General features: G+C 26.2%; 17 protein-coding genes. 13 read left to right on the top strand and 4 right to left on the bottom strand.

The genetic code is table 11. The annotated features are described in order from the left end of the window. Positions 1-310 precede the first annotated feature (310 nt). On the top strand, positions 311-1,993 hold the full coding sequence (locus CSBG_RS12700; protein WP_008680100.1) for a GH3 auxin-responsive promoter family protein: 1,683 nt from the start codon (positions 311-313) through the stop codon (positions 1,991-1,993). A gap of 170 nt (positions 1,994-2,163) precedes the next feature. Here the strand turns inward: CSBG_RS12700 and CSBG_RS18340 are convergent, their stop codons facing one another. Then, the gene (locus CSBG_RS18340; RefSeq protein WP_008680099.1) at positions 2,164-2,724 is read right to left on the bottom strand and encodes a hypothetical protein; all 561 of its coding nucleotides are present in this window, start codon (positions 2,722-2,724) and stop codon (positions 2,164-2,166) included. A 274-nt stretch (positions 2,725-2,998) separates the two neighbouring features. Then, a complete protein-coding gene (locus CSBG_RS12690) occupies positions 2,999-4,189 on the bottom strand; it encodes a coenzyme F420-0:L-glutamate ligase (RefSeq protein ID WP_008680098.1) in 1,191 nt (396 codons plus the stop codon). Positions 4,190-4,307: 118 nt separating this feature from the next. Here CSBG_RS12690 and CSBG_RS12685 point away from each other — a divergent pair, with 118 nt between their 5' ends. The 7 genes from CSBG_RS12685 (at position 4,308) to CSBG_RS18595 (ending at position 11,202) form a co-directional block, all read left to right on the top strand. Next, a complete protein-coding gene (locus tag CSBG_RS12685) occupies positions 4,308-5,195 on the top strand; it encodes a LysR substrate-binding domain-containing protein (protein ID WP_008680097.1) in 888 nt (295 codons plus the stop codon). Between the two features lie 291 nt (positions 5,196-5,486). Next, complete coding sequence (locus CSBG_RS12680; RefSeq protein ID WP_008680095.1) at positions 5,487-6,239, top strand: MurR/RpiR family transcriptional regulator; 753 nt, start codon at positions 5,487-5,489, stop codon at positions 6,237-6,239. A gap of 5 nt (positions 6,240-6,244) precedes the next feature. Then, the gene (locus CSBG_RS12675; protein ID WP_008680093.1) at positions 6,245-6,994 is read left to right on the top strand and encodes a MurR/RpiR family transcriptional regulator; all 750 of its coding nucleotides are present in this window, start codon (positions 6,245-6,247) and stop codon (positions 6,992-6,994) included. 155 nt (positions 6,995-7,149) lie between these two features. Then, positions 7,150-7,995, top strand: a complete 846-nt coding sequence (locus CSBG_RS12670) for an HAD-IIB family hydrolase (protein ID WP_008680092.1) — start codon at positions 7,150-7,152, stop codon at positions 7,993-7,995. A gap of 15 nt (positions 7,996-8,010) precedes the next feature. Next, the gene (locus CSBG_RS12665; RefSeq protein ID WP_008680090.1) at positions 8,011-9,693 is read left to right on the top strand and encodes an alpha-glucosidase; all 1,683 of its coding nucleotides are present in this window, start codon (positions 8,011-8,013) and stop codon (positions 9,691-9,693) included. Positions 9,694-9,697: 4 nt separating this feature from the next. Next, complete coding sequence (locus CSBG_RS12660) at positions 9,698-11,107, top strand: PTS transporter subunit EIIC (RefSeq protein ID WP_008680087.1); 1,410 nt, start codon at positions 9,698-9,700, stop codon at positions 11,105-11,107. Continuing rightward, positions 11,065-11,202, top strand: coding sequence for a glycoside hydrolase family 32 protein (locus tag CSBG_RS18595; protein WP_165438769.1), 138 nt, complete (start codon positions 11,065-11,067; stop codon positions 11,200-11,202). The genes CSBG_RS12660 and CSBG_RS18595 overlap by 43 nt, the downstream gene beginning before the upstream one ends. Positions 11,203-11,417: 215 nt before the next feature. Here the strand turns inward: CSBG_RS18595 and CSBG_RS17790 are convergent, their stop codons facing one another. Continuing rightward, the gene (locus CSBG_RS17790) at positions 11,418-11,708 is read right to left on the bottom strand and encodes a hypothetical protein (RefSeq protein WP_051005289.1); all 291 of its coding nucleotides are present in this window, start codon (positions 11,706-11,708) and stop codon (positions 11,418-11,420) included. Between the two features lie 431 nt (positions 11,709-12,139). Next, complete coding sequence (locus CSBG_RS12650) at positions 12,140-12,574, bottom strand: LytTR family DNA-binding domain-containing protein (RefSeq protein WP_008680085.1); 435 nt, start codon at positions 12,572-12,574, stop codon at positions 12,140-12,142. A gap of 347 nt (positions 12,575-12,921) precedes the next feature. Here CSBG_RS12650 and fliB point away from each other — a divergent pair, with 347 nt between their 5' ends. From fliB to CSBG_RS12625, 5 genes are all read left to right on the top strand, one after another. Next, entirely contained in the window at positions 12,922-14,070 is a 1,149-nt protein-coding gene (gene fliB / locus CSBG_RS12645) for a flagellin lysine-N-methylase (protein ID WP_008680083.1), read from the top strand. Between the two features lie 314 nt (positions 14,071-14,384). After that, on the top strand, positions 14,385-14,885 hold the full coding sequence (locus CSBG_RS12640) for a hypothetical protein (protein WP_008680080.1): 501 nt from the start codon (positions 14,385-14,387) through the stop codon (positions 14,883-14,885). Positions 14,886-15,032: 147 nt separating this feature from the next. Beyond that, entirely contained in the window at positions 15,033-17,738 is a 2,706-nt protein-coding gene (locus CSBG_RS12635; RefSeq protein WP_008680078.1) for an AAA domain-containing protein, read from the top strand. 354 nt (positions 17,739-18,092) lie between these two features. Beyond that, positions 18,093-21,260: a DEAD/DEAH box helicase gene (locus CSBG_RS12630; RefSeq protein WP_008680076.1), complete on the top strand. Its 3,168-nt coding sequence runs from the start codon at positions 18,093-18,095 to the stop codon at positions 21,258-21,260. A 68-nt stretch (positions 21,261-21,328) separates the two neighbouring features. Beyond that, positions 21,329-21,712: a (deoxy)nucleoside triphosphate pyrophosphohydrolase gene (locus tag CSBG_RS12625; protein WP_008680074.1), complete on the top strand. Its 384-nt coding sequence runs from the start codon at positions 21,329-21,331 to the stop codon at positions 21,710-21,712. Positions 21,713-21,984: the final 272 nt, after the last annotated feature.

Genomic DNA, 21,984 nt, shown 5'->3' with positions numbered 1-21,984 from the left:
TGGATTTTTATTTATTAGTAAATTAGTAATATGATTAATTAAAATATATGTAATTAGTATTGTTGGAAAGGAATTAAGTTTGTATAAGAAAAATTGTCAAAAAGATTATTAAAAAACTTAATGAAAATAATAAATGGATATTATTGACTAACCTTATAGTAACTTAATAATCTTTTTTAGCCCTTTAGATAAAGCTTTTCAAGGATAAAATTATATTTATTAAACAAATAGTGGTATAAGCAAATTATTAACATTCTAAAATAAATTTCATATAATGCTTATGAAAAACTATCATAGGATGTGTACAAATATGTCCATAATAAGTAAGGTACTTTATAGGACAATTATTGGTTGTGGAGGAGTCGTCGAAAGAAATTTTAATAAAGAAACTAAAAACTTTAAGAAAGTTAATAATGACTTGTTGTTTGATATCTTATCAAAAAATGCTAGGAGTGAAATAGGGGACAAATTTGAATTTAAAGATATACTTTCTGTAAGTGATTTTAAGAAAAAAGTCCCCTTAACTGACTATTCGTATTATGATAATTATATTGAACGTATGGCTAATGGTGAAAAAAATATATTAACAACACAGAATGTTGAGTATTTTGGAAATACTTCAGGAACTACAGGTAAACAAAAATTAATTCCAGTAACAAAGTCTAGCAGAATGAAAGCTGCAAAATATATGGCATTATTGATGACTAGATTTTCTTATAATAATTTTAAAGAAAATTGGAATTATGGTAGGGGATTAATGATTGCAGATGTAGTAATGAATACTTATACTGATGGGGGAATACCCATTTGTTCAGCTACTTCAGGCGGGATCAATGGCATGAAAAGTTTTTTACCATATTTATATACTTCACCTTATGAAGTGATGAAAATTAAAGATAAGGAAGTATCACTTTATTTACATGTACTTTTTGGATTAATAGAGAAGAAGCTATTATATATATCTGGTATTTTTATTTCAAACATATTAGATTTATTAAGGGTTATGGAGAAAAGTTCTGATATGTTAGTAAAAGATATTCGTAAAGGGAGAGTAAGCAAAACATTAAATATTGATGAAGAAACTAGAAAAGCATTAAATAAATATTTATCTCCAAATGCTAGCAGGGCAGATGAATTAGAATCAGAATTTAAAAAGGGTTTTAAGGGAATTTGCAGGAGAGTTTGGCCAGAACTACAATATATAGCAGCAGTTACAGGAGCTAATTTTACAATTTATGATGAGATGGTTAATTATTATTCAGGATCAATTCCAATACATTCACCTTGTTATGCAGCATCAGAAGGTATCATAGGTATGAATCCATATGTTAAAAGTATAAGATATGTAATAATACCAGATACAGTTTTTTATGAGTTTATTCCATCAGAAGAATTAAATAAAAATAACCCAATGACATTTTGTGCTGATGAATTAGAAATAGGAAAAAGCTATGAATTAGTTATTACTACTTATACAGGACTTTATAGATATAGGTTAGGTGATGTTATTAAAGTTATAGGTTTTTATAACAATTCACCTGAAATAGAATTTTTATATAGAAGAAATCAAGTGTTAAATATGGTATCAGAAAAAACAACTGAAGAGCATTTAACAGCTGCAATTAATAATACGAAAAATAAGCTTAAAATTAATTTAATAGATTATACAACAGTTGCTGATAATTCAAGAACACCTGGAAGATATCAATTTTATTTTGAAATTAAGGGGAAGGTTACAAAAGAATTAGTTAGAAATATTGAAACCACTTTAGATGAGGAGTTAAAAAGTTGTAATTTAGCATATAAGAGATTTAGGGGCAAAAGCGGACTAGCTAGACCAAAGGTAATAATACTTAAAGAGGGAACTTTTAATAAGGTAAAGGAATTTTTACTTATGAAAGGAATTTCAAAAAATCAAATTAAGATACCAAGAGTAGCTACTACAAATAAAAATGTTTTATATACAATTGAATGTAACAAATTGCACTATTAGAATACTAATAGTTGAAAATGGCATTATAAATAGTTATTTAATGGTTTAATAGATATTTTTAAAAGGAATTTAGAGATCATTTTAGATTCGAGTATCTTTAAACAAAATAATTTTTAATAACTATGTTTTTTTCAATAAGAGGATGTACCAAAATGAATTGATACTACCTCTTATTTTTGTTTTAATAAAGTTTTAATTTCATTTAATTCTTTTGTTAATTCTTGAATTTGTTTTTCTAAATTTTCTATTTTAGCTATGCTAATATCATTACTTTTTGAACTAGAAGTACTTGAAGAAGTTGATGTGCTTGAAGCATTGCCATTTGTGTTTGTAGAATTATTACTACAAAAAGGATTACTAATATTATAATTCTTTGGGTCATAGTATCTACCTGGCCCTGATTCGAAATATTGTTGTTGAGCATTAAATACTAAAATAACTTGACCAATTAATTCGAACCAGTTTCCAATAAGGTTTTGAACATTAAAAGGAATATTTCCAGCTATTATATTACCAATTATTTCACTTATTATTGCAAAAAGCTCTGGGGGTATGGTTTGGAATGGGCTTGGTGGTATGTCATTACAGTTAGTATTATTATTGTTATTATTATTATTATTATTATTATTATTATTATTATTATTATTGCTATTATTATTAGTACTACTATTATTATTATTACTATAAGATCTTATTAAATCTTCAAAATTTCCCCAACCATTAAAATTCATATTTTACCTCAATAAAAGTGATTATATTTATTATATTAGATATATACTAAAAAGTACTAGATTAAAATATTATCTTTCAAAAATATTAAATACTATTTATGAAGATGCTATTGAATTTGTGCTAATAAAAGAAATTTTTTATTGAGCAAATAGAAACTTACTTAGTGCAAAATGGTTTACAAATATATAAAATATTAAAGATATATAATTTATTATTATAAAAGAAAAGTCATCTACATAGTACAAAAGCACTGTAGATGACTTTTTAAATTTATTACTTTGTATAATTATCGAAATAACCTTGAATGAATATAATAGGAGTTCCTTTATCTCCACTTCCTGATGTTAGGTCAGATAATGATCCTATAAGGTCAGTAAGTCTTCTTGGAGTAGTACCTTGGGCTTCCATAGCTCCAACTAAATCTGATTCCTTATTTTTAATATATTCTGATATTGCTTTCTTAAGTTCTTCACCTTTTAAATCAGCGAAGTTATTATCAGCAAGATATTTTAATTTTATTTCATTTGGTGTACCATTTAAGCCTGCTGTATATGCAGGGGATACTACTGGGTCAGCAAGTTCCCAAATCTTACCCACTGGATCTTTGAAAGCTCCATCTCCATAAATCATAACTTCAACATCTTTTCCTGTCTTTTCTTTAAGAATAGCTTGTATATTATCAACTACAGGTTGACAGTTACGAGGGAAAAGTTTAACAGTTTCTTCTGTTGATTTGTTTGAACCTAATAATCCATAAGCTTCATTACATCCACTTCCATCAATAGATTCACATAATATATTATCAAGGCTATAAATTTTTTCTCCGCCATTTGCTTTTAAAATTTTCTTAGTTCTAAATCTTGTATGAATATCACAAGTAAGAACACTCTTTGTATAATTTAAGATAGTTTTAGGATTGTTTGAGAATATTACTTCACATTCAACACCATATTCTTGAATTAAAGATTTATAATAATCAATATAATCAACACCTGTAAAAGGATGTTTATTATATCCAAATAGATTACGGAATTCTTGTTCTGTTAAAACATCTGTCCAAGGATTAACACCTTTATCGTCTAACATATCTAAATCAACTAAGTGATTTCCAACTTCATCAGATGGATAGCTTAACATTAATACTATTTTCTTAGCTCCTTTTGCTATACCACGAAGGCAAATTGCAAAACGGTTACGACTTAAGATAGGGAAGATTACACCAATAGTATCGTCACCAAATTTAGCTTTAACGTCCTTAGCAATATTATCTATAGAAGCATAATTTCCTTGTGCACGTGCAACTATTGATTCAGTTACAGTAACAATATCTTTATCATTTATAGTAAAGCCTTCAGCTTCTGAAGCTTTAAGTACGCTTTCTACAACAATATCTTCAATTTTATCGCCTTCTTTAATGATTGGGCAACGAAGTCCTCTAACAACTGTACCAACAACTCTTTCCAAAATAATCTCTCCTAACAATTTAAATTTATTTTCAAATATTTCACACTATTGTAATATACCTCAAAAGATGATATAAGTAAAATAAATAGAATGAATATAGGATATAAGGAGTACTTATATGGTTACTAAGTTAGATTTATATAAGGTGTTTTGTCAGGTAGGAAAAAGTAAAAGCTTCTCTAAAGCTTCAAAGGAGCTTTACATGACACAGCCAGCAGTTAGTCAGGCTATAATGCAATTAGAAGGAGAACTAGATATTAGACTTTTTAATAGAACATCAAAGGGTGTAACCTTAACTAATGAGGGAAGTCTATTATATGAATATGTAAATTCAGCAATTAATTTAATTAATGTTGGAGAAAAAAAAATATTAGAATTCAAAGATTTAACTATAGGAGAGTTAAAGATTGGTGTGGGAGACACTATATCTAAATATTTTCTACTTCCATACTTAGAAGAATTTCATAATAGATATCCTAATCTTAAGTTTAAGATTATAAATGGAACTACATTAGAATTATGTGCTTTAATTAAGTCAGGAGAAATTGATATTGCAATTTGTAATTTACCAATTGATGATCCTTCATTAGAATTTATAACTTGTGGGGAAGTTAGAGATATTTTTGTTTGTGGAGAGAAGTATAAGGATTTAACAAAGAAGAAAATTTCATTAGAAGAAATGGTTAAATATCCTTTAATATTTTTAGAACCTAATTCAAATTCAAGAAAATATGTAGAGAATTTTATGCTATCTAATGGAATAAAAATATCACCAGAATTTGAACTTGGATCTTTTGATTTATTATTGGAATTTGCAAAGATAAATTTAGGTATTGCTTGTGTAGTAAAGGAGTTCTCAAAGGATTATTTAGAACAAGGATTATTATATGAGGTTAAAGTATTAGAAGAAATACCTAGTAGAAGTATCGGAGTTTGCTATTTAAAGAGCGTATCACTTTCATTAGCTTCTACAAAATTTGTTGAGATATTATCAATGAGAGAATAATCCTTTATTAATAATCCATGTGAACAAAGATCGAGTTGATCCATTTGAGCAAAGTATATAGTTATATGAAAAATGTTTTAATTATAACAAGAATGTTGATTTCTATTGTGTAGATGATGGAGATCATGGTAGAAATGTAAATGGGAAAACTATGTATTTGGATTATGCTAGTGAAATACTTTAAGTGTAATATAATTTATTGTTTTTTAGATAAATGTGAGTTGTAGAAATAAAGTAAATTTATATATAATTATATTAAAAAAATATATATAAATAATTTAGGGGTATTTTATGAAAATTAATGAATTAATAAATAATAATTATGATAAATTAACGCAAAATGATCATCAAATTTTCAATTATATAATAAACAATAAAGATATTTGTAAAGAAATGACTTGCGAGCAACTTGCAGAAAAATGCCATGTATCAAGAACAACATTGCTTAGATTTTGTCGTAAGTTAGAATTAAATTCTTTTGCTGAATTAAAATATTTGTTAAAATCATCAGATTCTAAATCCCATGAAAAATCCAATTTAGATATAGAAGAAGCTTGCAAAACATATCACAAGATAATCGATGAAATTAAAGAACATAAATACAATGATATTTGTTCTTTAATATATGATGCAGAAACGATTTATATATATGGAACTGGAAATGCTCAAAAAGCAGAGGCGGAAGAGTTTAAGAGAATATTCTTATCAGTAGGAAAATATGTTATTGATTTATTTGATCTAGGAGAAGTTCAGCTTATACAAAAAAAGTTTACTAGTAAGGACTTATTTGTAATAATTTCTCTTTCAGGAGAAACAGTAGAAGGAATTAAGGTACTAAAGTCTATTGAAAGCACGGAAATAAATACATTATCTATAACACGTTTTGAAAATAATACTATAGCAAGAATGTGTAAAGATAATCTTTACGTATCAACAAAAATGTTACATGGCTTTAAAGATATTTCTTATGAACTTACTGCAGCATTTTATGTACTTTTAGATATATTATTTGTAAACTATTTAGAGTATGTAAGGAGGAGATAGTTATTATGGTTGAAGAGTTAATGAATAGGTATTATGAAAATTTAAATGAAAATGATAAGCTAATTTGCAAGTATATTATAAATAATAAAGATACTTGTTATAAGCTTTCTATAGATGAGTTTGCTTCAAAGTGTAATGTCTCAACTACTACTTTATTTAGGTTTGCAAAGAAAATATCTTTACCAGGCTTTAGTGAGTTAAAAGCAAGATTACGCCTAGAAGTAGAATCTAGAACTAATGAGAAAAGTGACTTTCTAACTACTGTTACATCTAGTTATCATAAGTTAGTTGAAGATATTAAAAATCGCGATTGTGATAATATCTTTGAAAATATATATAAATCTAAAAGAATAATTGTATTTGGTAGTGGATATGCTCAAGCTAGAGTTGCAAGTGAATTTAAAAGAATATTTTTACCAACAGAAAAAATTATTTTTAATATGCATGGATATGATATGGTTGATGCTGTTGGAAAATTAGCAAAGGAAGATGATTTTGTAGTTATTATTTCTCTTTCGGGTGAATCAAAAGGAGTAATTAAATTAGCAGAAACATTAAGATTAAATGGAGTAAAAACTTTATCAATAACAAGAATGATGAATAACTCCTTAGCTGCTTTATGTAGTGAAAATCTTTATATAAATTCAATACAATTACCTAAAGAATATATTTTAGATTATGAAATATCAACTCCATATTTTATTTTGATAGAGTTGTTATTTTTAAAATATCAGAAGTATTTAGCACAACTATAAAAATGTAATATTTTAATACCAATTTGGATGTACAATTTTTCAGAAACTGAAATTTTGTACAGAGTTTGTACATATTTTTTAAAAAAGCTGATATTATTGATTGGCTTTTTTTTATTTGTTACTATAGTGGTGATATTAAGAGAGGTGGTCAGTATATGCATCAAATAATATTTTTGGATATTGATGGTACCTTAAGGGATGAAGTTTATGGGGTTCCTGAAACAGCTAAAATTGCAATAAAGATGTGTAGAGAAAATAGTATTTATACTTGTTTATGTACAGGAAGAACTATTGGAACAATAACAGATGATGTATTAGACTTATCAACTGACGGAATTATTGCAGGTGGAGGATCTTATATTGAGTTTCAAAGTGAGGTTATAAAAAAAACTTTTTTTAAGATGGATAAAATGAAAGAAGCCAGTTTCTATTTAAAAAATATAAATAATGAAACGGCATTTACTTTTGAAAGTGATGATATCGTTTTTATGAACAAGGCTGCAGTAGAAATATTAACCTCTCTAAATAATGAAAAGTTTAAATTATTAAATGAAGAGGAAAGAAGAGGTGCTATATTAAAACAAAAAATAATTTATGAAGAAAATCTTCATAGTTTTAATGAAAACCTTCACGAAATAAGCAAAATATGTTTATGGGGTAGAGAAGAAGTATTTAAAAAGTTAAAGAGCATTTTTTCAGAAAATGAAATACAGTTAGCCCAAAGTTATAAATTTGACTCTCGTAATTATTATGAAATAATTCAAAAGGAGTGCAACAAGGGAGAGGCAATACTTAGTTTATGTAAACACTTAGATATTGATGTAAATAAAACCCTAGGCTTTGGTGATGGAAGAAATGATATAGATATGCTTAAGGTTGTAGGAAGTGCAGTAGGTGTACAAGGTGGAAGTAAAGAAATATTTCAATATGTCGATTCAATATGTGAAGAGCCAATGAAAGATGGAATTTATTTAGAACTAAAGAGAAGAAATCTTATATAAAGGAGAATGTGCAGGATGAAAAAACAATGGTGGCAAAAAGAAGTTGTATATCAAATTTATCCAAAAAGCTTTAATGATAGTAATAACGATGGTATTGGAGATATTAAAGGAATAACTGAAAAATTAGATTATTTAAGTGACTTAGGTGTAACAATGCTTTGGATTTGTCCAATTTATAAATCTCCTATGGACGATAATGGATATGATATAAGTGATTATTTTGATTTAGCACCTGAGTTTGGAACTATGGAGGACTTAGATGAGCTTATAGAAAAAGCTAAGGAAAAAGGAATTAAAATAATTTTAGATTTAGTTATTAATCATACATCTGATGAGCATGAATGGTTTATGGAAGCTATAAGAAATCCAGAGAGTAAATATCATAATTATTATATTTTTAAGGATGGGAAAGAAGTTCCTAATAATTGGAGATCAGTTTTTGGTGGTAGTGTTTGGGAAAAGGTAGAGGGAAGAGATGAATATTATTTTCATGCCTTTGGAAAAAAACAACCTGATTTAAATTGGGAAAATAAAGAAGTTCGTGAAACTTTATATAACATGGTTAATCATTGGTTAGAAAAAGGTATTGCTGGATTTAGAATAGATGCAATTACTTTTATAAAGAAGGATTTAACTTATAAGGATTTAGAAGCAGATGGTGTAGATGGATTGGTAAAGTGTACAAAGGCATCTAGAAATCAACCAGGTATAGAAGAGTTTTTACATGAACTTAAGAGAGAAACCTTCGATAAATACAACTGTGTTACTGTAGCAGAAGCCCCTGGTGTATCTTATGATGAACTTGGAGATTTTATTGGTGAAAATGGATATTTTTCAATGATATTTGACTTTAAATATGCTGATTTAGATGTTGCATCCGGTAGTGAATGGTTTAAGAGGATTCCGTGGACTATTAAGGAATTAAGAGAAAAAATTATGGCAAGTCAAATGGCCGTTCAAAAATATGGATGGGCTGCAAATTTTATTGAAAATCATGACCAACCAAGATCTACTACGAAGTATTTATTAAATGAGGCAAGTAATGAAGATGCTATAAAAATGATGGGAGCTATGTATTTCTTATTAAGAGGAACTCCATTTATATATCAAGGTCAAGAGCTTGGAATGACAAACTTTGAAAGAACATCAATAGAGGAGTTTAATGATATTTCAAGTATTGATCAATATCATAGATCAATAGAAGAAGGGTTTAGCAAAGAAGAAGCATTAAAAATTGTTAACCTTAGAAGTAGAGATAATTCTAGAGCTCCATTTCCTTGGAATTCATCAGAGTATGGTGGATTTTCAAGTAAGAAGCCGTGGCTTGGAATGATAGAAAATTATAAGGAAATAAATGCAGAAGCTCAAGTTGGACAAAAAGGTAGTATATATGAATTTTATAAAGATATTATAAACTTTAGGCAAAATAGTGTACATTCAGATTGTTTGATATATGGTGACATTGCTCCAATAGATACAAAAAATGATGATTTAATAGCATATACAAGGCATAATAATAATGAAACTATATATTGTTATTTTAATTTTAGTAAAAAAGGTGTTTTTGAACCTTTAGATATGAAAGATAAAAAGGTTATATTTAATAATCTTAAGGATTATGAAATTAATGAAGAGGGAATAGTATTGAAGCCGCATCAAGCTTTATTAGTTACTATTAACAACATGGGAGAGGTGTAATAAAATGAGTGATAAGTATTTAAAAATTGCAAAAGAAATAATTGAAGTAGTAGGGAAAGATAATATTCTTTCCGCTACTCACTGTGCTACAAGATTACGTTTAATTGTAAAGGATAAGAATGCTATAAATAATGAAGAAGTTGAGAAAATTGATGAAGTGAAAGGTGTATTTTATACTTCAGGGCAATATCAAATTATTTTAGGAACAGGAATAGTTAATAAGGTATATGCAGAACTTAATGGATTAGGACTCAAAACTCTTTCTAAAGCAGAACAAGATGCAGCTGTTAAAGATAATGAAAAGGGTTTAAGAAGATTAATGAGAGTTTTAGCTGATATATTTGTACCTATAATACCAATTATAGCAGCAACAGGTCTTTTCCTAGGATTAAAAGGTGTTGTATTCAATGATTCGGTACTTTCTTTATTTGGAGCAACAAGTGCTGGAATACCAGAGTCAGTTCAATCTTTAGTATCTGTATTAACAGATACAGCCTTTGCTTTCTTACCTGCAATAATTTGCTGGTCAGCTTTTAAAGTTTTTGGTGGAACTCCTGTAATCGGTATAGTAATTGGTTTGATGTTAGTGTCTCCTATTTTACCAAATGCTTATGCAGTAGCAGATCCTAATAGTGGTGTTGAAGCACTAAGAATTTTTGGTATTCCAATAGTAGGCTGTCAAGGTAGCGTTATTACAGCAATTATAACAGGATTTTTAGGTGCAAACTTAGAAAAGAAGTTAAGAAAAGTAATGCCAAATGTTTTAGATCTTATTTTTACTCCTTTTATAGTTATGCTAGTTATGTTAGTAGTTGTATTCCTTGGTATAGGTCCAGTAATGCACAATATAGAACTTGGAATGGTTGGATTAATAGAAAAATTAATTGAATTACCTTTTGGGATTGGTGGATTTGCAATAGGAGTTATTTATCCATTATCAGTTTTAACTGGATTACATCATACTTTTGTAATGATAGAAACTTCATTACTTGCTAATACTGGATTTAACCCACTTATTACATTATGTGCAATGTATGGTTTTGCAAATGTAGGAGTATGTTTAGGATTTGCATTAAAAGCTAAAAAGGAAAGTATTAGAGCTACAAGTATTGGAGCTATGCTTTCACAATTATTTGGAATAAGTGAACCTGTATTATTTGGTTTATTAATTAGATATAAATTTAGACCATTATATGTAACATTATTAACTTCAGGTATAGGTGCAGCTATTTTATCAATATTTAGAATTCAATCGAACTCCTATGGATTAGCAGTTGTACCATCATATTTAATGTATATTTATGAAGGACGTCAATTACTATTTTATACATTAATATCATTAGGATGTGTAGCTTTAGCTTTTGTGTTAACATGTATATTTGCAGTTCCAAAGGAGCTTACAATAGAAGAATAGTTATAGGATGGATGGGTGTACCTGATGCAGGTGAAGATAAAAAAACAGCTATAGATAACTTTTGGCAACAGAAATTAACAATTCCAGAGAATTAGTTTTAAAAAATGATAAGATATATTAAATTCCTATTGTTGAATTAGAAGCTTTAAGAAAAGAAGATTCAGTATGGAATAAAAAAATAATATTAAATTTATACAAAAAAGGAGCTGTCACAAAAAGCGATTTAATTATGTGACAGCCCTTTTATTTTAATTCATATATATAATATGAATAATATTATGCAACTTTTTCTACAAGCTTAGAACTATGTTTAACTTTTTGATTTGATTTTACAGTTTGTATTGTAGAAGCTAAAACTATTGATATTAAGCATAAGGCTCCAATAACTATGAATGTGGATTTTAAGCCTCCTGTTAATGATGATATAAACGATCCTGAAATTCATACATGCTGAGAAGAATATTACAAATAAAGCATAAGCTTCTTTTGTTTTAAGCATTTCTTTTACTGTAAACTCTTTTGTATTTTTACTATCTATAGAATTACTGACTACTAATGGAGCATCCTTTAAAAGTTGAGAACCTATTAAGATTAAAGCCATTGCTATAAGTCCCCAGTATAAAAATGCTTTTGAAACTCCTACATTATTAATTAAGCTTAAATTTATATATTTAAAAATTAAACTACCTGTTCCATAAGCTCCTACTGAAATACCAGAAATAAGTCCTTTTTTATCAGGAAACCATTTAATACAATTTTAAAGTGTTGTAATATATGATATACCATCTGCAGCACCAACTATTACACCTGCTGTAATATAAAGCATAGGTAATGAAGAATCAAATGATGTTAATATCAAGCCAAGCCATAATATTAAACCTGCAAATGAAGTAAGTTTTCTAACACCTAGATTGTCTTGAAGTTTACCAGCAGCTAATGTAGATACTGCTAAAGCAAAGCTAGTTATAGAAAAGGTAATAGCAACCTTATTATTTTATGAATGAAATACAAAAAAGTTTGAATAGAATGCAATTATATGTGCATGAGTTGCTTGAATTCTTTTACATTGCTTCTGCTTACAGGAACTTCATAATCAATATCTTGAAGTTTCAAATTATAAGTACTATTACACCAAGGTATTATTTCTCTTATTTTATTGATATTTACTACATAGGATCTATGGCATCTAAAGAATATTTCTTTAGGTAGTTTTTGGTAAAAATCGGATATGCTTAGGTTAACTGAATATTCCTCATTTTTATTAAAAACATAAGTTATTCTTTCTCTTGCCACGCAATAATATATATCATTATCATTTTTTATACTTTGAACTAATAAAACAATAAATCCAACAGATATTTGACCAATAATCATTGGAGCAGCTATTTTAGATACTATGTCATAACCCAATGAGTGTGGCCTAGTTATAGTAAATAAGCATGCAAGAAGTAATACAGCTCTATCCATAAATTGAAGTAAGATATTAATTATTTAATCCAAGTTAGCATCTTCTTCTTTCAGAAGATAATATGTATATATATTATTCTACTTTTTTCTTATTATTTGTTAAGTGAATAAAAAATAACAAAATATAATTTAGTGATATGAATAATAATTTAGTTGGAAGGGATGTTAAAGCTTTTAGGTGTTTGACAAAAAATAAAGAAGAATTTATAAAAAAATTAAATAAGTATAGAAAAATTGTAGTCTTATGTAAATTTGGAGATTATGGTATTTAATAAAAAACAATACAAAATAAAGTAAGTTTATTATAATAGTTATGTTAAAACTAAATTTGAAATTGGAGTTATTATATGAACAATAAAGAAAATATCTTAAAGATAAAAGGATATGAGAAATTTAAGTGTACAGCAGATAAATGCAAGTTTACTTGTTGTAAGGGGTGGGATATAAATGTAGATACTAAAACTTATAATAAGTGGAGAGAAAAAGATGAACTTAATTATCTTTTAGATAATGTAAAGCTTATAAAAAGTAATGGGGAAAATAGTTACTTAATTAAAAAGGAAACAAAGGGAGAATGTCCTTTACTAAGCTATGAAGGGTTATGTAATATAGTTATAAATCATGGTGATGAAAATTTATCTTTAACTTGTAAGAACTTTCCTAGAATGGAAAGTTATTTTGAAGATGTAAAGGAACTTACTTTATCTTGTTCTTGTCCTGAAGTAGTTAATATAATTAGTGATATGGAAGAAAAAAACTACATGGAATTTAATGCTTCCATTTCATATATTGAAGATTTAGGATGCTTAAAAATACGAGAGAATTTAGTTAATATACTTCAAAAAGATGAAGTAAGTATAGAAGATAAGCTTATCCTTTCTTATAATATTCTTCTTAATATGCTAGATAGTGATGATTTAACTTATGAAGATTTAATAGAGTTTTTAGATAAGTATAAATCTAAAAACTATATAAAAGAAGAATTAAATAAATACAAATACTATGAAAATAAAGATACTATAGAATATTTAAAAGAAATAAATACATTATTCATAGATATAATAGAAAACTATAGAAATGTTTCTATTTTTAAAGAACCTCTAAATGATATTTATAAATATACTAAAGAAATTAGTATAGAAAAGCTTTTTAATGATTGGAAAGATTTTAAGGGTTTATTTAAAGAATATGATAAGTTAGTTGAAAACTGTATTGTATCAAAAGTTTTTAGTAGCTGTGTTAGTGATGATTTAGAAGAAATGATTATTTCTTTCGAAATGATTATATTAGAATATTTATTTATAAGACATGCTGTATTTTTAAGATATTGTGTTAATATAAATAAAGATATTAATATGCAATATGTAAAAGATTATATTGTAATTTTTTCGAGAATTATAGGTAACAATTCTGATGCAGTAATAGAATTTTTGATGGATATTTTTGGGAACAGAATATTAGAATTTGATTATATATTATCTTTAACTTTAATCTAATGAAATAACTTAAGACGTATTTTTTGATCTATTTGGCGGAAGTAGAACAACATATGTTATAGCAGAATATTTAAAACGAAATGGGCTAGTTTTAAGTTAAAAGAAATAGAAGATGTAATAAAGAGGTTTATTATAGTTATAGATATATATTATTATAATGAATCTTTTATCTATATTTAAAGAGTGTTAGAATCGCTCTCTGGTGATTAGAGTGCACGAAGTGATCATATTGATAATTTATTTTAAAATATAGGTATAAATTTATATTTATTTAATATGAATTATAAGAATAATATTTATAAGAAGGTATTCTAGTGGAAAGGGAAAATAGTATATTTATAAAATTAATTAATGATATGGAAAGAGAAATCAAGAATTTAAAGGGAATTTATGAAAGTGATAAACAGTATGTAGATGAAATTGATGTTATAATTTCAAAATTAAAAAATATACAATCAGCTTTTAAACCAAAAGAAAAAATATTAAAAGAAAGAATTAGAGGGATTAACAAAATATTAACTGACATTGAAGATATAAGATCAAATAAAATATTAAAAGGTATAGGTGAAATATATATAAATATAGAGAATAATTTGTTGGATGGAATGGAGTTTAGAGAAACAGAAAATAACAATGAAAGATTAATAGTATTTGAAAATAACGAAGTGGGCAGGATTAATGTTTTAAAAAATGAAGAACAGAATATAATAATAGGTGTAAATATATATGATAAAAAGGAAGAGTTTGAGATAAATAATCCTGTAAGAACATACAATATAATTTCATTTATAAATACTAACTTTAATTATAAGTAAAAATTTAGAGAATATGATAGTTTATCATGTTCTTTGTTTTTGATAGAAGCCTTTGGTATAATAATACATAAATGAAATTATTTGATTTTTATAACTAAATAGTAAGTTGATGTTAGTATTTATTGATATCAGAATAAGGAGAACTTTATGAAATTAAAAGAATGCTTAGACTATTCAATTAAGAATAACAAAGAGTTGTTGATAGAAGGTAAAAATGGCAGATCCTTTTATATTAAAGTTTCACGATATGATTCGGTTAAAATTTTTTATAAATTTTCTAACAGTGGAAGAGATGGAATTATAAAATTTGAAAATGTTAAAAGTTTTAGATTTAAAGATAAAGAAGATGAAAAAGACTTTTTTTTTATTGAGTTAGGAAAAGAATATAATAAAAAAGATATTAAGACTATTGTTGAAAATTTTAAAAAATATTATTTGGAAATTTTAGATATTATATCTGGAAAAGAAGATAATAAATATGGCAATTATAAAAAGAAAACTTACGAAAAGATTTTTAATAGGTTACATAAACAAGAAGATAACCTCTTACTTGATTATTTTACGGGTATGAAAAGAATACAGGTAGAAGAGTTAGATAAAGAGGAGCATAATAAAAATATTGATCCAGTTATATTACTTCAACCTTCAAATAAGTCTCAGAAAAAATCTATTGAAGCAGCCATTAAGCATAAGATATCAATAATTGAAGGACCACCTGGAACAGGAAAGACTACCACTATTTTGAGTGTTGTAGCTAATATGATATATGAAAATAAGAAGGTTGTTGTTGTATCAAAAAATAATTCTGCTATTAATAATGTACTTAATGAGCTAAATGAAATTTCAATTACAGAGTGCTTTGTACGATTAGGAAGACAAACAGTTATTGATGAATTAACTCCTAGGTTAGAAGAAAAGATTAAGAATTATGAAAAAGAAATAAAGAATATTTCTGTAAATGGAAAAGATAATTCTAAAAAACAAATGAAGAAGTTATGTGATAAATTAGATAAATTAGAAAATGATTTAGAAGAATTAATTAAAATAAAAAATATATTAATTGAATTAGAAAATAATTATAGACATTTAATTAAAAGAAATGAAGCCTATGGATTTGATAACTATAAGGATATTATTAAGAAAGTAGATAGAACAAAAAGCTCTAGTTCAGCAAAGAGGAGTTTAAATATAGTTTCAGAAGTGTTAGTTAATATTTCTGAAGGAAAGAAAGTAGGAATAATAAAGAAACTTTTAACTTATATTAATTCTAAATTTTTATTTAAAGAATTAAGGGATAATGGGATTATAATTCAAGGTTTATTAGAACAGAAATTTTTAGAGTATGAAATAACAGATATGAAGAATAAACTAGAAAAAGGTAATTTAGATAAATTACAAAATGAGATAAGTAAAATATACAATGGCGATTATATAAGTTTATCAAAAGAGCTTGTATTGAAAAGTTTAAAGAATAGATATAGTAAAGAAGATTATGAGAATATTTATAAAAAAATACAAGAGAACGGAACTTTAGACTTTAGTAAAATTAAAAGAGAAGTTATAAATTTATATCCAGTTATAATGACAACTGTGGATGCCTTTATATATAATTTTAATTATTTATTTGATAAAGATGAAAAAATAGATTGTATAATAATAGATGAAGCATCTCAATGTGATATTATGTCTGCATTACCATTACTTTATGTTGCTAAAAAAATAGTAGTTGTTGGAGATAATAAGCAATTATCAGCAATTATTAATATGGAAGATAATGAAATAAAAACTAAAGTTGAAGCAAAATATGATTATAGAAAAGGGAATTTTTTAACCACTATATCAAAAGCAATTGCCCCCCCATCTAATATGTTATTAGAACATTATAGATGTGACTATAATATTATAAATTATTGTAATAAGTATTTTTATGATAATAAATTAATTGTTTATAAAGAGGCTAAAAAAGATTCTATGATATTAGTAAATAATGACAAAGGAAAATACGTTGATTCAGATAAGGTATCATTTGTTAATTTAAGAGAGATTATAACAATTGAAGGGCTAATAAATTCAGACATAGCTAATAAATTTATAATAACACCTTTTAAGAATCAAGCTAATAATCTGTGTGAAAAGTATAGTAAAGAACGATGTGGAACAATTCATACTTTTCAGGGAAAAGGAGAAAAAGAAGTTTATTTTACGACAGTTTTAAATAATACAAGTGAAGGAAGAAAGCATCTTCAAGGTAATCATAATTTATTTACTAATGAATTAATAAATGTAGCTGTATCAAGAGCTAAAGACAAGTTTGTCTTAGTAACAGACAGAAACTTCTTTTTTGAAAACGATAAGAATGTGAAAAATTTAATTGAATATATAGAAGCTTATGGAGAAATTATTCCAGATAAAACTGTTTGTATTTTTGATTATTTATATAAAGAAATGAAAACATATACTGTGATTGATAATTGCGATAATATTTTTGAAAAAAAAGTTAAGGATTGCATTGATAAATACATAGAAAAGCATAATGAGTATAGAGTTGTTGTTAAGATTCCTCTAGCTAATTTAGTAACGGATAAAGGATTTTTAGAGAAAAGAAATGATATAAAAAAGTTCATTTTAAATAATGCACATTTAGATTTTACTATATATGATAAAAGGATTAACAAGCCTGTTATGGTAATTGAGCTTGATGGAGAATATCATAAAGAAGAAATTCAAAAGGAAAGAGATAAAAAGAAAAATGAAGCTCTTAATTATATGGAAATTCCGTTATGGAGATTAAATTCAAAGGATGCAATAACATTTCAAGATTTTGAAGATTATATTGATAATAATATAAAATAATAGGAAAGTGATAATTAAATAATAATATTTAATTTAATTATGTAGAAAGAATTATGGAGGAGTAGAAAATTTTAAATATAAATAAGAATTTTTAGATAACATAAAAAGATATAAATATGATTTAGATTAGATATTGGTTATATTATGGTTTAACAATATCACAGGTAAATAGAATGAAATCTACTATGATTATATAATTGCTAAATTCTAGAGGGGATACTTTGACGATATTATAGCGCATTAAAGTGAAAATTCATACATTAGTGTCACTTTTTATTTCACTTAAATTATCCTCAAAGATGCATATATGATAAAATATTTATAGATATATGAATAAAACTGGTGGTGAATTTATTGAAGCAAGGTCTATACGAACAAGTAATTAACTTAGAAATACAAAAACAGCTTGAAAGTCTAGAGCATGAAAAGTTTATTATAGAGAAAAGTAAAATAGATAATGAAGAAGCAAAGGCAATTCTTTCTCAATACATATCAAAAGTTATTAGAAAATCTCTAAATTACATAAGAGATAAAGAAAAGGAAGATAGTGATAAGTTAATAAAGCAAATAGAAGCCTGCAATAATATTATTAACATATTGAGTGAAGTGTCAAATGAAGAAGATATTAAGAAGTATGAGATAGATAAAAATGGGGAAATGCTTAATGCTTTATATAGCAAGATTAACAATAAAAAAGTCTTAAAGAAAGAAAAGTCAGTTAGACCAGTGACTCCATTATCTCAAAATTCTTTATTTACAGGGGCTTCCTTAGAGCCTAATATGCTGGGTGAACTAAATAAGGAGATATTAACTTCTGACTCAATAGATTTATTAGTTTCTTTTATAAAGTGGAGTGGACTAAGATGTATAATTGAAAGTTTGAAAGAAGCTACAATGAATGGAAAAAAGTTAAGGATAATTACAACTTCTTATATGGGAGCTACTGATGTAAAAGCAATAGAGGAATTGAGTAGGTTACCAAATACAAAAATTAAGATTTCTTATGATACAGAAAGAACAAGGTTACATGCAAAAGCATATATGTTTAAAAGAGATACAGGTTTTACTACTGCATATATTGGTTCTTCTAATTTGTCTAGTGCTGCTTTAACTTCAGGTTTAGAATGGAATATTAAAATAACAGAACAGGATTCTTTTGATATTATAAAGAAATTTGAAGCTACCTTTGAAAGTTATTGGAATGATAGTGAGTTTGTACCTTATTTAGGAAGTGAAGAAGATAAAAATATATTAAAGAAATCCTTGCATAAGGAAAAACGAATTGATGAAGAAGAATTTAATTTTTCTTTTGATATAAGACCATATGCTTATCAAAAAGAGATTTTAGATAAATTAAGGGTTGAAAGAGAGATATTTAATAAAAATAAAAATCTTGTCATTGCAGCAACTGGAGTAGGTAAAACAGTAATTTCTGCTTTTGATTATAAGAATTTCTGCAAAGAAAATAAGAAACAACCAAATAGATTATTATTTGTTGTTCATCGTGAAGAAATTCTTAAACAAGCAAGAGATACCTTTAGAGCAATTCTTAAGGATAATAATTTTGGGGATCTAATGGTAGGTGGTAATGTTCCAGAAAGTTTAGAGCATTTATTTGTATCTATTCAAAGTTTAAACAGTAAGGATTTATGTGAAATAACTACAGAAGATTATTATGATTTTATTATTGTAGATGAATTTCATCATGCAGCAGCTCCATCTTATCAAAGATTACTAAGTTATTATAAGCCAAAGGTTTTACTTGGTTTAACAGCAACTCCAGAAAGAGCTGATAATAAGGATATATTTAAGTATTTTGAAGATAGAATCTCAGGCGAAATAAGATTACCAGAAGCTATTGATAGAAAGTTATTAAGTCCATTTCAGTATTTTGCAGTATCTGACTCAGTAGATTTAACCCAAATAAAATGGCAAAGAAAGGGTTATAACTTAAGTGAGTTAAGTAATGTTTATACAGGGAATGATATAAGAGTAAATGAAATAGTGACTGCATTAAAAAAGTATGTAACAGATATAGATGATGTTATAGGGTTAGGTTTTTGTGTAAGTAAAGAGCATGCAAAGTTCATGTCTAAAAGATTTAACGAATTAGGAATTGCATCTATAGCTCTAACAGATGAAAGTAGGAAAGAAGAAAGATCCGAAGCTAAGAGTAAATTAGTAAATAAAGAAATTAAATTTATATTTGTTGCTGACTTATATAATGAAGGTGTGGATATTCCAGAAGTTAATACAATCTTATTTTTAAGACCAACTGAAAGTTTAACAGTATTTTTACAACAGCTTGGAAGAGGTTTAAGATTACACGAAAATAAAGAATGTTTAACTGTTTTAGATTTTGTAGGGCAAGCGCATAAAAATTATGATTTTGAAGAAAAGTTTAGAGCTTTAATTGGAAGAAGTAAAAGTTCAGTAAAAGATTATATTGAAAATGGATTTTTAACTTTACCTAAAGGTTGTTATATACAATTAGAAAAGGAAGCTAAAGAGTATATACTAAGAAATATAAAATCTGCAACTAATTCTAAAATAAATTTAATTAATAAGCTCAAAGCATTTAAAATAGATACAGATTTAGAATTAACTTTAGAAAATTTTTTAGACTATCATAATTTATCTTTAACAGATTTTTATGGTAGTACTAGAAATAGAAGCTTTGCTAGGATGTGTGTATTAGCAGAAGAAAGAAAAGATTTTAATGATGAGAATGAAGAAGAAATAACAAAGAAGCTATACAATTTATTATTTATAAACTCTAGAAGATTTATAGCCTTTATGATAGATTTAATAAACAATAATAGTGATATTAGCAATGCTCAATTTACTAAAGAAGAAGAATTAATGCTAAATATGATGTATTATACTTTTTATAATGATGCGCCAGAGAAGGTTGGCTTATCATCATTAAAGCAAGGGATTAATAGACTTCTTAATAATAAAACTATGATGAAGGAAGCTTGTGATATATTAAGTTACAATTATAGGCATCTTGAATTTGTGGATAAAAAAGTTGATTTAGGTTTTGAATGTCCTTTAGATTTACATTGTGATTATTCAACTGATGTAATAATGGCTGCCTTTGGTTATTATAATGAAGATAAAAAAACTGCATTTAGAGAAGGAGTTAAATACTTTGAAGATAAGAAGTTAGATATATTCTTTATTACATTAAATAAAAGTGATAAAGATTTCTCACCTTCAACATTATATGAGGATTATGCTATAAATGAAAAATTATTTCATTGGCAAACTCAATCAAGAACCTCAGTTGAAAGTACAACAGGACAAAGATATATTAATCATTTAAAAACAAAAAATAAGATAGCTCTTTTTGTTAGAGAATATAAATCAAAGGATGGCCTAACATCGCCATTCACATATTTAGGAACTTGTAAATATAGAAGCCATACTGGAAATAAACCAATAAGCTTTGTATGGGAATTAGATGAAGAAATTCCTCCTAAGTTAATTAATAAAGCAAATAAATCAATTATTATTTAAGTAATAAATGTAGTTACCTCATTTAAAAATGTGGTAACTACAAAACTATTTAGAAAAGGAATCAAGATATGAAAGTAATAGAAGTAGTTGCAGCAATAATAAAAAAGGAAGATAAGATATTTATAACTCGTAGAAGCTATGGTGAGTTTAAAGATATGTGGGAATTTCCAGGTGGAAAGATAGAAGCAGGAGAAAAAAAGGAAACTGCATTAATAAGAGAAATTAAAGAAGAGCTAGAATTAGATATTAATAACTTAGAATACTTTACAACTGTAGATCATAATTATCATAATTTTCATTTAACAATGCATTGTTTCATTTGTGAAATATGTGGTGGGTTACTTAATTTAAATGCACATAATGATGCAAAGTATGTATCGTTAGATGAGTTGTTATTACAAAGTTGGGTTCCTGCAGATGTTAAAGTAGTTGAAAAATTAATGAGGGCTTAATAAATTATATTAAAATATAAGTTATTTTGAGAGAATAGATAATTCTGTGTAATTATTATTTTTATTGTTTTAATATTACTGGAAATTTTCATTTCCAGTAATATTTTTTTATATTTAAGAAATACTAATAATGTTTCTTATTACCTTTTTTAGTATTTCAAAAAAATCAAATAGTATGCATATAATTTATAAAAAGTACAAGCTTCTAAGCTAATTCATCTTTTAATTGATCTTCAAATACTATTGAAAGCTCCGCTAGCGTAGCTCCCCAA

The sequence above is a fragment of the Clostridium sp. 7_2_43FAA genome (genome assembly GCF_000158375.2).
GTDB classification, from domain to species: domain Bacteria; phylum Bacillota; class Clostridia; order Clostridiales; family Clostridiaceae; genus Clostridium; species Clostridium tertium.
This window is presented reverse-complemented; position numbering and strand designations above follow the sequence as displayed.

Coding starts and splice junctions, on each gene's coding strand:
- CSBG_RS12680 (WP_008680095.1), top strand. CDS start 5,487: ATGAAAATTAATGAATTAATAAATAATAATTATGATAAATTAACGCAA.
- CSBG_RS12625 (WP_008680074.1), top strand. CDS start 21,329: ATGAAAGTAATAGAAGTAGTTGCAGCAATAATAAAAAAGGAAGATAAG.
- CSBG_RS18595 (WP_165438769.1), top strand. CDS start 11,065: ATGTATATTTGCAGTTCCAAAGGAGCTTACAATAGAAGAATAGTTATA.
- CSBG_RS18340 (WP_008680099.1), bottom strand. CDS start 2,724: ATGAATTTTAATGGTTGGGGAAATTTTGAAGATTTAATAAGATCTTAT.
- fliB (WP_008680083.1), top strand. CDS start 12,922: ATGAACAATAAAGAAAATATCTTAAAGATAAAAGGATATGAGAAATTT.
- CSBG_RS12700 (WP_008680100.1), top strand. CDS start 311: ATGTCCATAATAAGTAAGGTACTTTATAGGACAATTATTGGTTGTGGA.
- CSBG_RS12665 (WP_008680090.1), top strand. CDS start 8,011: ATGAAAAAACAATGGTGGCAAAAAGAAGTTGTATATCAAATTTATCCA.
- CSBG_RS12650 (WP_008680085.1), bottom strand. CDS start 12,574: ATGGATAGAGCTGTATTACTTCTTGCATGCTTATTTACTATAACTAGG.
- CSBG_RS12675 (WP_008680093.1), top strand. CDS start 6,245: ATGGTTGAAGAGTTAATGAATAGGTATTATGAAAATTTAAATGAAAAT.
- CSBG_RS12685 (WP_008680097.1), top strand. CDS start 4,308: ATGGTTACTAAGTTAGATTTATATAAGGTGTTTTGTCAGGTAGGAAAA.
- CSBG_RS12660 (WP_008680087.1), top strand. CDS start 9,698: ATGAGTGATAAGTATTTAAAAATTGCAAAAGAAATAATTGAAGTAGTA.
- CSBG_RS12670 (WP_008680092.1), top strand. CDS start 7,150: ATGCATCAAATAATATTTTTGGATATTGATGGTACCTTAAGGGATGAA.
- CSBG_RS12635 (WP_008680078.1), top strand. CDS start 15,033: ATGAAATTAAAAGAATGCTTAGACTATTCAATTAAGAATAACAAAGAG.
- CSBG_RS17790 (WP_051005289.1), bottom strand. CDS start 11,708: ATGGCTTTAATCTTAATAGGTTCTCAACTTTTAAAGGATGCTCCATTA.